The 9,010-nt window shown below is 69.6% G+C and carries 11 protein-coding genes and 2 tRNA genes; 8 read left to right on the top strand and 5 right to left on the bottom strand.

All coding sequences use genetic code 11. The features are described from left to right. Window positions 1-211 precede the first annotated feature (211 nt). Window positions 212-287: transfer RNA gene (locus VGB60_RS10290), tRNA-Lys, on the bottom strand. Window positions 288-499: 212 nt separating this feature from the next. Between VGB60_RS10290 and VGB60_RS10295 the strand changes: the two genes are divergently transcribed. Further along, window positions 500-1,951, top strand: a complete 1,452-nt coding sequence (locus VGB60_RS10295; protein ID WP_331038171.1) for an amino acid permease — start codon at window positions 500-502, stop codon at window positions 1,949-1,951. After that, complete coding sequence (locus VGB60_RS10300) at window positions 1,951-2,304, top strand: Hpt domain-containing protein (protein ID WP_331038172.1); 354 nt, start codon at window positions 1,951-1,953, stop codon at window positions 2,302-2,304. Before VGB60_RS10295 ends, VGB60_RS10300 begins: the two co-directional genes overlap by 1 nt. Window positions 2,305-2,343: 39 nt before the next feature. On the opposite strand, the gene VGB60_RS10305 is transcribed toward VGB60_RS10300, so the two are convergent. Then, complete coding sequence (locus tag VGB60_RS10305) at window positions 2,344-2,592, bottom strand: helix-turn-helix domain-containing protein (protein ID WP_331038173.1); 249 nt, start codon at window positions 2,590-2,592, stop codon at window positions 2,344-2,346. Between the two features lie 37 nt (window positions 2,593-2,629). Continuing rightward, window positions 2,630-3,481 carry an aldo/keto reductase gene (locus VGB60_RS10310; protein WP_331038174.1) on the bottom strand — a complete coding sequence of 284 codons (852 nt, stop codon included), beginning with the start codon at window positions 3,479-3,481 and terminating at the stop codon, window positions 2,630-2,632. Between the two features lie 131 nt (window positions 3,482-3,612). Here VGB60_RS10310 and VGB60_RS10315 point away from each other — a divergent pair, with 131 nt between their 5' ends. Beyond that, window positions 3,613-3,855, top strand: coding sequence for a DUF3297 family protein (locus tag VGB60_RS10315; RefSeq protein ID WP_331038175.1), 243 nt, complete (start codon window positions 3,613-3,615; stop codon window positions 3,853-3,855). A gap of 3 nt (window positions 3,856-3,858) precedes the next feature. Here VGB60_RS10315 and VGB60_RS10320 read toward each other — a convergent pair whose 3' ends face one another. Next, window positions 3,859-4,629, bottom strand: coding sequence for a hypothetical protein (locus tag VGB60_RS10320; RefSeq protein WP_331038176.1), 771 nt, complete (start codon window positions 4,627-4,629; stop codon window positions 3,859-3,861). Between the two features lie 109 nt (window positions 4,630-4,738). Here VGB60_RS10320 and VGB60_RS10325 point away from each other — a divergent pair, with 109 nt between their 5' ends. The 4 genes from VGB60_RS10325 (at window position 4,739) to VGB60_RS10340 (ending at window position 7,264) form a co-directional block, all read left to right on the top strand. Next, complete coding sequence (locus tag VGB60_RS10325; RefSeq protein ID WP_331038177.1) at window positions 4,739-6,172, top strand: M20/M25/M40 family metallo-hydrolase; 1,434 nt, start codon at window positions 4,739-4,741, stop codon at window positions 6,170-6,172. Window positions 6,173-6,242: 70 nt separating this feature from the next. Further along, on the top strand, window positions 6,243-6,539 hold the full coding sequence (locus tag VGB60_RS10330; RefSeq protein ID WP_331038178.1) for a hypothetical protein: 297 nt from the start codon (window positions 6,243-6,245) through the stop codon (window positions 6,537-6,539). A 43-nt stretch (window positions 6,540-6,582) separates the two neighbouring features. Next, window positions 6,583-6,667, top strand: a tRNA-Leu gene (locus tag VGB60_RS10335). A gap of 27 nt (window positions 6,668-6,694) precedes the next feature. Continuing rightward, window positions 6,695-7,264 carry an alpha-ketoglutarate-dependent dioxygenase AlkB gene (locus VGB60_RS10340; protein ID WP_331038179.1) on the top strand — a complete coding sequence of 190 codons (570 nt, stop codon included), beginning with the start codon at window positions 6,695-6,697 and terminating at the stop codon, window positions 7,262-7,264. A gap of 3 nt (window positions 7,265-7,267) precedes the next feature. Here VGB60_RS10340 and VGB60_RS10345 read toward each other — a convergent pair whose 3' ends face one another. Further along, a complete protein-coding gene (locus VGB60_RS10345) occupies window positions 7,268-7,450 on the bottom strand; it encodes a DUF3606 domain-containing protein (RefSeq protein ID WP_331038180.1) in 183 nt (60 codons plus the stop codon). Window positions 7,451-7,558: 108 nt separating this feature from the next. Between VGB60_RS10345 and pyk the strand changes: the two genes are divergently transcribed. Continuing rightward, complete coding sequence (gene pyk, locus VGB60_RS10350) at window positions 7,559-8,989, top strand: pyruvate kinase (RefSeq protein WP_331038181.1); 1,431 nt, start codon at window positions 7,559-7,561, stop codon at window positions 8,987-8,989. The last annotated feature ends 21 nt before the right edge of the window (window positions 8,990-9,010 follow it).

Consider the following 9,010-nt stretch of genomic DNA (forward strand, 5'->3'; position numbering starts at 1 on the left):
CACGCCAGCTAAGCTGGCCACTTTGCACTGAACAATCCGAGCGTCTGCAATCACCGCTTTTCGTGAGTGGGAGAATTCGACGGCCCGCCGTCCCGAGGCTCACTGGAGCAGGTTTGACAGAGGTACCGTTGCTTCGCCCCAAGCGTGCCCAGCATCACCGCTACACAGTACGCCGGAGGCCGCTGGCGAAGTTGCTGATCATCAGGGAGAATGGTGGGTGATGTAGGGTTCGAACCTACGACCCGCTGATTAAGAGTCAGCTGCTCTACCAACTGAGCTAATCACCCGGACCATTCGTCGGCGCTGTCGGCGGAGACCGCGCGGTCGCGCGGCGCTCGGGCGATCCGGGCGTCGGCGAGGGGGCGTAACTAATGGGAACGGCCGCGCCGTGCAAGGGGATTTGCCGGTCCGTTCCGGTTTGCCGCAGGAGGGGCTAGGCTCGGGATCGGGAATCAAACCGCCGCCTCCTTCGGGGCCGCGCGGGGCAGGGGAGACGCATATGGCCTTCTGGAACCGCCGGCGATCGATCGACGCCATGCTGGCCCCACACGACGGGCCGGCGCTCAAGAAGACGCTGGGCTGGCCGCATCTGATGGCGCTGGGCGTCGGGGCCATCGTCGGGACCGGCATCCTGACGCTGATCGGCGTCGGTGCGGGGCTGGCGGGGCCGGCGGTGATGATCAGCTTCGCCCTGGCCGGACTGGTCTGCGCCTGCGCGGCGCTGGCCTACGCCGAGCTGTCGACCATGATGCCGGCGGCGGGCAGCGCCTACACCTATTCCTATGCGGTGCTGGGCGAGTTGATCGCCTGGATCGTCGGCTGGAGCCTGATCCTCGAATATTCCCTGGTGGTTTCGGCGGTGGCGGTCGGTTGGTCCGGCTATGCGGTCGGCTTCCTCGGCGGGATGGGGCTGGAGCTGCCGACGGCGTTGATGGCCGGGCCCCATGTCGAAGGCGGGTTCATCAACCTGCCCGCCGTTTTCATCATCGCCGTTGTCACGGGCCTGCTGCTGTTGGGCACGCGGGAGAGCGCGACGCTGAACGCCGTGCTGGTGGTGATCAAGGTCGCGGCGCTGATCGCCTTCGTGGCCATCGCCCTCCCGAGCTTCGACGCCGCCAACTTCACGCCCTTCATGCCCAACGGCTTCGGCTCGCCGGCCTTGCCATTCGCCGAGCAGATCACCGGCCAGCCGGTGGTGCAGACGGGAGTCATGGCGGCGGCGGCGATCATCTTCTTCGCCTTCTACGGCTTCGACGCCATCTCGACGGCGGCGGAGGAGACCAAGCGGCCGGAGCGGGACCTGGCCATCGGCATCGTGGGCTCCATGCTGATCTGCACGGCCCTGTATCTGGTCGTCGCCGCCGCCGCCATCGGCGCCCGGCCCGTGGCCAGCTTCGCCGATAGCCCCGAGCCGCTGGCCCTGATCCTGCGCGAGATGGGGCAGGGGACGGCGGCGCAGTGGATCGCCGTGGCCGCCGTCGTGGCCTTGCCGACGGTGCTGCTGGCCTTCCTGTTCGGCCAGAGCCGCATCTTCCTGGGCATGGCGCGGGACGGCCTGCTGCCGCGACGGCTGGCCAAGGTGTCGGTGCGGGGCGTGCCGGCGGTGGTGACCGTCTTCACCGCGGTGGTGGTGGCGGCGCTGGCCGGCGTCATGCGGCTGGACGAACTGGCGTCACTGGCCAACGCCGGGACGCTGGCGGCGTTCGCGGCGGTGGGCGTCTGCCTGATCGTGCTGCGGCTGCGGGATCCGAACCGTCCGCGCGTGTTCCGGGCGCCGCTGTGGTGGCTGGTGGGAGCCATCACCATCGTCGGCTGCATCGTCTTCTTCTTCAGCCTGCGCGCCTCGACCCAGATGTGGTTCGTGATCTGGAACGCCATCGGGCTGGTGATCTACTTCGTCTGGTCGTCGCGGAACTCGCGGCTCGCCAAGGGCGAGGAGCAGGCCGGCTGATGGCGCTTCGGGACCTGTCTGGCGCGGTGGACTTCACGGTCCTTGAGGCGACGACCGCGGGCGACGACGCGGTAGGCGAAGAGGTGCTGGGGCTGTTCGCGCAGCAGGCGGCGCTTTGGTCGCCGATGCTGGACGTGCGCGAGGAGGGCTGGCGCGACGCCGTCCATACCTTGAGGGGGGCCGGGTCCGGAATCGGCGCCCGGGCGCTGGCCGAAGCCTGTCAGGCGGCCGAGGCCGCGGACAAGACCTCCGCTCCACCGCTGCTGGATCGGGTGCATGACGCGCTGGAGGCGGCTCTGGCCGACGTCGCCGCGTACCGGCACGCGCTGATGCTCAAGTCGCTGAGGCGGTAGCGCGCGACCTGCGATGGCCGAAGCGCGCCCCGCGCGCGCTCAGTAGGCTCTCGTGTCGGAGACCAGCGCCCACAGCGGCAGGCGAAGGGCCGTGGTGGCCGCGCCGATGTGCAGACTGTCCAGATGGCTCCGCCCGGCTTCGGCGCGCCGCTCTTCCTCCGGCGTGATGTCCAACCGTCGGGCGAGGTCCTCGACGCTCATGCCGCGCGCCTCGCGCCAGTGCTTCAGCCGCGCGCCGATGGCCGCGTCTGACGGATCGATACCGGGGAAACCGAGTACGGAGCCCATGGGCGCTACTCCCAAGCCTCCGGTCAGCGCCGGAGCGTCAGCCCCATTCTTGATCCCATTGGAAGGCGGGATCAATCCAGTCCCCGATCCGACCGTCGGGCGTGGCGAGGGCGTGGATACGGTCCATCTCCTCAGGGGTCAGGATGAAATCGAAGATGTCGAAATTCTCCTCGGCTCGGCTGACCTTGGCGGTGCGGGGGATGGCGACGACGTCCTGCTGGATCAGCCAGCGCAGGGTGACCTGCCCGGGCGTCTTGCCGTGGATCCGCCCGATTTGGATCAGCGTTTCCTCGTCGGCGATCTTGCCCTGCGCCAGCGGCGACCAGGCGGTGATGGAGGACCCCAGCTCCCGCGCGGCGGCCTTCAGCTTCGAGAGCTTCAGGTACGGGTGATACTCGACCTGGTTGGTGATTAGTCGCGCCGGCGACAACGCCTGCGCCTGGCGAAACTCGGCGGACGGGAAGTTCGACACGCCGATGGCGCGGGTCAGGCCTTCGGCCTGCGCCTCGTTCAGGGCGCCCAGCGTCTCCTCGAAAGACGGCTCGGCCTTGGGCCAGTGCAGCAGCAGCAGGTCGGGGGTGAAGCCGAGGTTGGCGACGGACTCGCGCGTCTGCCGCAGCAGGGCGTCGCGCTGGAAATGATCGACCCACACCTTGGTGGTCAGCCAGACGTCCTCGCGCCGAACATGGCCGGCCTGCACGGCGTCCCGAATGCCGTCGCCGACGGCGGCTTCATTCCGGTAAAGCCAGGCGGTGTCGATGTGCCGGTAACCGATCCGCAGGGCCTCGGCCACCATCCGCCTCGCGTCGTCGGGCTCCAGCATCCATGTTCCGAATCCCAGCAGGGGGATGGCGTGGCCGTCGACGGTGATGGCGGGCTGATCGGTCATGAGGGGCTCCCTGTGCGCCCGCTTAACTGGCGCGCCGCGCGGATGGTTCAACCCGCCTTGCCGACACGCCCTCTTGGAGCGGGCGTCCGGCTCCGCTAAAGGCGGCGCCTGTCCATCGCCGAGTTACCGACATGACCGACACCCTCCCTGACCGCCTCTCCGTCGATCCGGACAGCCCGTTCCACGACGGCGAGCTGCTGCAGAAGGGCATCGGCGTCCGCTTCAAGGGCGAGGACAAGACCAACGTCGAGGAATACTGCGTCTCGGAGGGCTGGGTCCGGCTCGCCGTCGGCAACCGCGTCGATCGCCGGGGCAAGGCCCTGACGGTCAAGCTGCAGGGGCCGGTGGAGCCCTATATCAAGGGCGAGGCCTGAGCCTTAGTCCGCGGGCCGGAACTCGAGCTGTTCCGCGGCGCTGTCGAGGATCAGCCCGCCGCCCGGGATGATCGTGGCCCGATCCAGCCGATCCATGAAGGCGCCGAACCGCTGCTCCGAGGGCGACAGCATGCGCTCGCATACCGGCCCCTGACCGGGCGACACCTCCAGCAGCTGGCCGTCCTGACGATAGCGCCAGCTGGAGAAGACGCAGGCGTTGGCGGTGATCTGGTCGGTCGTCACCGTGATCTCGATCGGCGGCTCCGCGGCGGGCGGAGCCGCGCCGTGGACGGCCTTAAGCCGCCAGCGGCCGGTGAAATCCAGTTTCTCTTTCGGTGGCGCGGCCGCGAACACCAGCGAGCCCGTCGGTCCCTGCAGGCGCAGCGCATCGCGGATGCGGGACGCCCCGGTCATGCCGGACAGGGTCCGGCCGAACTCGGTCTCCCACGGCGAAAGGCCTCTGGCGCACATCGCACCCGGATTGGCGTCGGTCACCACGAGCCTTCCGTCAGTCCAGCCATAGCGCCGCCAGAAGGCGATGCATTGCGACTGGGCGCGGAAGGTTGATTCGCCGACCGTCATGATGATCGGCGTCGCCTCGCCGGCTGCGTCGGGCGATGGCGCTCGGCCGTTCATCTCCGTCAGCCGCCACTCGCCGCTGAGGTCGGTCCGGCTGGGCTGCACCCGCGACGGGGCGGCAGGCTCGGCTGGTCCGTCCGGAACGGTGTCCGGGGCGCAGGCGACGATGCAGAGAGCGAAAAGCAGGGCGCGCATGCCTTTCAGTCAGGGACCGGAGAACGGCGGTTTCATGTCCGGCGACGCGGACGCTTCACCGCGACCACGGCGGCGGCTAGGTTGCGCGCGCATCTCTCAAGGAGTCCCCATGCGTCCGGTCATGTACCTCGCCGCCAGCGCCCTGGCCCTCTGTCTCGCCGCCTCGCCGGCGCTCGCCCAGGACCAGCGGACGATCCGCGAAGCGGAGCAACTGCGCGACCGGGCGCTCCAGTCCAATGTCGCCTACGACCTGGTCTCCGAACTGACGACGCGCTTCGGGCCGCGTCTGGCGGGCTCGACCTCGGAGCAGGCCTCGGCCCGTTGGGGAGCGGCGAAGTTCCGCGAGATGGGCTTCGACAATGTCTCGGTCGAGGAGTTCCCGCTGGCGCTGTGGACCCGGGGCGAGGCGCGCGTGGAAATCCTGTCGCCCTTCCCCCAACCGCTCAGCGTCGTCGCCCTCGGCGGCTCGCTGGCGACTCCCGCCGAAGGGATCGAGGGCGAGGCCGCGATCTTCGAGACCTATCAGCAGCTGCTGGACCAGCCGGAAGGCTCCCTGACCGGCAAGATCGTCGTGGTGCTGCAGGACACGGTGCAGGCCCAGGACGGGCGCGGCTACGGCGCCACCTCACCGATCCGCGGCAATGGTCCGACCGAGGCCGCGAGGCGCGGCGCCGTCGGCTACGTCCTGCGCTCGCTTGGCACCCACGACCACCGCTTCGCCCACACCGGCGCGACCCGTGTGGGCGAGGGGACCGTACCCGCCTTCGCCATGAGCCCGCCCGACGCCGACCAGCTGCGCCGCATGGTGCGGCTCAGCGACCAGCCGGTGCGCATGCGGTTGTTCTCCAGCGCCGGCTTCACCGCCGACAGCAAGAGCCAGAACGTCATCGGCGAAGTGCGGGGCTCCAGCGCCGCCGACGAGGTGATCGTCATCGGCGGCCACCTCGACAGCTGGGATCTGGGCACCGGCGCGATCGACGACGGCGCGGGCGTGGCCATCACCGCCGCCGCCCTGAAACTGATCGAGGACATGCCGCGTCGTCCGCGACGGACCATCCGCGTCGTCTGGTGGGGTTCGGAAGAGGTCAGCCAGCCCGCGCCGTCTCAGGGTCTGGCCGGGGCGCGCTTCTACGCCTCCAGCCGCGCGAACCAGATGACCAACCACGTCGCCGTCAGCGAAAGCGATTTCGGGGCCGGTCCGATCTACAGCCTGAACCTGCCCGCGGGCGCGGCCGACACGCCGTTCCGCCGCGCGGCGCAGGCCGTGCTGACGCCGCTGGGCGTCCTGTTCGACCCCGCGCCCGCGACGGGCGGAGGCCCCGACACGGGGCCGACGGTGGCCGCCGGCGTCCCGGCCTTCCGCCTCAACCAGGACGGCACGGACTATTTCGACACCCATCACACGGCGGACGACGTGCTGGACCGGATTGATCCGAAGGCCATGGATCAGAACGTCGCCGCCTGGGCCGCCTTCCTGTGGCTGCTGGCCAACTCGGATGTGGACTTCCGCGCGATGCGGCCGGCGACCGGGCCCGCCAACTGACGGTTGCACTTGACCGCCGCCGCCACCCCGCCCACGCTGGCGAAACACTGGATCAGTCAGCGGGGAAGCGATGAGCGAGGACAAGATCAACCAGACGATCTATGTGCAGGCGGACGGCACGGGCATGGCGGCGGCGTCGCTGATCCTCGGCATCCTCTCGATCCTGTTCGTCTGGATCCCGTTCGTTGGGCTGGTGTCGTGGGTGCTGGCTCCGACAGGCCTCGTGCTCGGACTCGTCGCGATGAAGCGGCCGTTCGGCAAGGGGATGGCCATAGCGGGTTCCATCTGCTCGGGCATCGGACTGCTGGGCTGCATCGGCTGGGTGGTGCTGATCGGCGCGGCGGCGGCGGTCGGCGGCGGCTACTGACGCCATGGCCGAAGCCGCGGCGCGCTGTTAGATCAGCCGGGCCGCGAGCGTGGCGAAACTGGTAGACGCACGGGACTTAAAATCCCGCGACTTCGGTCATGCGGGTTCGACCCCCGCCGCTCGCACCAAGTTCGCCCTCAGCGCGTTGCTTCGGCATGACGCGCCAACAACCCAGTCTGTTCGACCTTCCGACGGCTCTGCCCGGCGGCCTGCGCTACGCTGAGGAAGCCGTAACGGCTGAGGAGGCCCGGCGGCTGGTCGAGGCCTTCGCCGGCCTGCCGTTCGAGGCCTTCGACTTTCACGGCTTCAAGGGCAACCGCAGGATCGTGTCGTACGGCTCGCGCTACGATTTCTCGGCGTCGCGGCTGGCCGAGGCCGAACCGTTGCCGGGCTTCCTCGAACCGGCGCGCCGGGCTGCCGCGGGGTTCGCGGGTGTGGATGTCGAGGTGCTCGAGCACGCCATGGTGACGGAGTACGCGCCGGGCGCCGGCATCGGCTGGCACCGCGACCGGCCCGAATTCGACAAGGTCGTCGGCCTGTCCCTCGGCGCGCCCGCGACCCTGCGGCTGCGCCGCCGCGAAGGCTCCGGCTGGATCCGGGCGGCGCTGCCTCTGGAGCCCCGCTCCATCTATCTGCTGGACGGTCCGGCTCGGCAGGACTGGCAGCACAGCATCGCGCCGGGCGACAGCCTGCGTTACTCGATCACCTTCCGCAGCCTGCGCTGAGTATCAGCGCTTCTTGCCCAGCTCGGCGGCGATGTCCTTGATGTTCCGGCCGGCCTTGCGGTGCGCGGCCGTCAGCTGTTCGCGGGTGACGCCCCAGCGCTTCATCCAGTGCTCGACCGCCTGACGCTCGGACAGGTCCAGCCGGTCCCGGTCGATGAAGCCGCGCTTGTCCTTCAGGCCCGCCATGTTCGCTCCTCAACGCATAACTTCATGTTTCGCGCGATGAACCGGTCTCAACGGCGCGCGGTTTCGTGGCACAAGAGGGAATCGCCCCTCCCGGCTTACGGACATTGCATGAAAAGAGCCCGGCGCGCCCGCATCGTCGCGACCCTTGGACCCGCCAGCCGGGCGCCCGGGATGGTGAAAGCTCTCGCGCAGGCCGGCGTGGACGTGTTCCGCCTCAACTTCAGCCACGGGACGCACGAGGACCACGCCGCCGCTCTGAAGGCCGTTCGCGGCGCAGAGCTGGCGCTGAAGCGGCCGCTGGGGGTGCTGGCCGACCTGCAGGGGCCCAAGCTGCGCCTCGGCAAGTTCCGGGACGTCGAGATCGACATCAAGCCGGGCCACAAGATGCGGTTCGACCTCGAGCCCGCGCCCGGCGACGCGACGCGGGTGCAGATGCCGCATCCCGAAATCTTCAAGGCGCTCCGGACCGGCATGCTGCTGCTGCTAGATGACGGGCGGGTTCGCCTCAGGGTCGGCGAACGCACCGACGAATGGGCCGATGTCACTGTCGAGAGCGGCTCGAAGCTCTCGGACCGCAAGGGCGTGGCGGTGCCCGAGGCGGTGGTGCCGGTCTCGGCCCTGACCCCCAAGGACCGCGATGACCTGGCCTTCGCCCTGCGCATCGGCGTCGACTGGGTGGCCCTCAGCTTCGTCCAGAAAGCCGAGGACATGGCGGAGCTGAAGCAACTCGTGAAGGGCCGCGCCGCCTGCCTGGCCAAGATCGAGAAGCCGCAGGCGTTGCTCGAACTGGACAGCATCCTCGACTACTGCGACGGCGTCATGGTCGCGCGCGGGGACCTAGGCGTGGAGCTGGAGCCTGAAGAGGTGCCGGTGGCGCAGAAGCAGATCATCCGCGCCGCCCGCCAGCGCGGGGTGCCGGTGATCGTGGCGACGCAGATGCTGGAGAGCATGACGGCGTCGCCGGCTCCCACGCGGGCCGAGGCCTCCGACGTCGCCAACGCCGCCTATGAGGGCGCCGACGCCCTGATGCTGTCCGCCGAGACCGCGTCAGGCGACTATCCGCTCGAATCCGTCGGCGTAATGAGCCGGATCATCGAACGGGTCGAGCGCGACCCGATGTGGCCCAGCCTGATGGACGCCGAACATGCGGGCATGGACGACTTCGACGCCGACGCGCTGGTGGCGGCCGCGCGCAAGGCGGCCGAGGCCCAGTCCACCGCTTGCATCGTCGTCTTCACCACGCTGGGCGGAACGGCCCGGCGGATGGCCCGCGAGCGGCCGCTGCAGCCGGTGCTGGCGCTGACGCCTAATCCCGACACCGCCCGCCGGCTGGCGCTGGTCTGGGGGCTGGAGACGCGGCTCGGCAAGGAGCCGGCCTCGCTCGAGGACGTGACCGAGGACGCGGTCAACAGCGCCGTGGCCTACGACATGGCCCAGCCGGGTCAGCGCATCCTGATCCTCGCCGGCACCCCCTTCGGCGCCCCAGGGGCTGCGAATCTGCTCCGTCTGGCCCATGCTCCGAGCAAGAAGGGGCGCTGAGGCGTCGTTTCAGACCAGCGG

Origin of the sequence: Brevundimonas sp., from assembly GCF_036399195.1 — a bacterium.
In the GTDB taxonomy this organism is placed as follows: domain Bacteria; phylum Pseudomonadota; class Alphaproteobacteria; order Caulobacterales; family Caulobacteraceae; genus Brevundimonas.

Coding starts and splice junctions, on each gene's coding strand:
- VGB60_RS10295 (WP_331038171.1), top strand. CDS start 500: ATGGCCTTCTGGAACCGCCGGCGATCGATCGACGCCATGCTGGCCCCA.
- VGB60_RS10300 (WP_331038172.1), top strand. CDS start 1,951: ATGGCGCTTCGGGACCTGTCTGGCGCGGTGGACTTCACGGTCCTTGAG.
- VGB60_RS10305 (WP_331038173.1), bottom strand. CDS start 2,592: ATGGGCTCCGTACTCGGTTTCCCCGGTATCGATCCGTCAGACGCGGCC.
- VGB60_RS10310 (WP_331038174.1), bottom strand. CDS start 3,481: ATGACCGATCAGCCCGCCATCACCGTCGACGGCCACGCCATCCCCCTG.
- VGB60_RS10315 (WP_331038175.1), top strand. CDS start 3,613: ATGACCGACACCCTCCCTGACCGCCTCTCCGTCGATCCGGACAGCCCG.
- VGB60_RS10320 (WP_331038176.1), bottom strand. CDS start 4,629: ATGCGCGCCCTGCTTTTCGCTCTCTGCATCGTCGCCTGCGCCCCGGAC.
- VGB60_RS10325 (WP_331038177.1), top strand. CDS start 4,739: ATGCGTCCGGTCATGTACCTCGCCGCCAGCGCCCTGGCCCTCTGTCTC.
- VGB60_RS10330 (WP_331038178.1), top strand. CDS start 6,243: ATGAGCGAGGACAAGATCAACCAGACGATCTATGTGCAGGCGGACGGC.
- VGB60_RS10340 (WP_331038179.1), top strand. CDS start 6,695: ATGACGCGCCAACAACCCAGTCTGTTCGACCTTCCGACGGCTCTGCCC.
- VGB60_RS10345 (WP_331038180.1), bottom strand. CDS start 7,450: ATGGCGGGCCTGAAGGACAAGCGCGGCTTCATCGACCGGGACCGGCTG.
- pyk (WP_331038181.1), top strand. CDS start 7,559: ATGAAAAGAGCCCGGCGCGCCCGCATCGTCGCGACCCTTGGACCCGCC.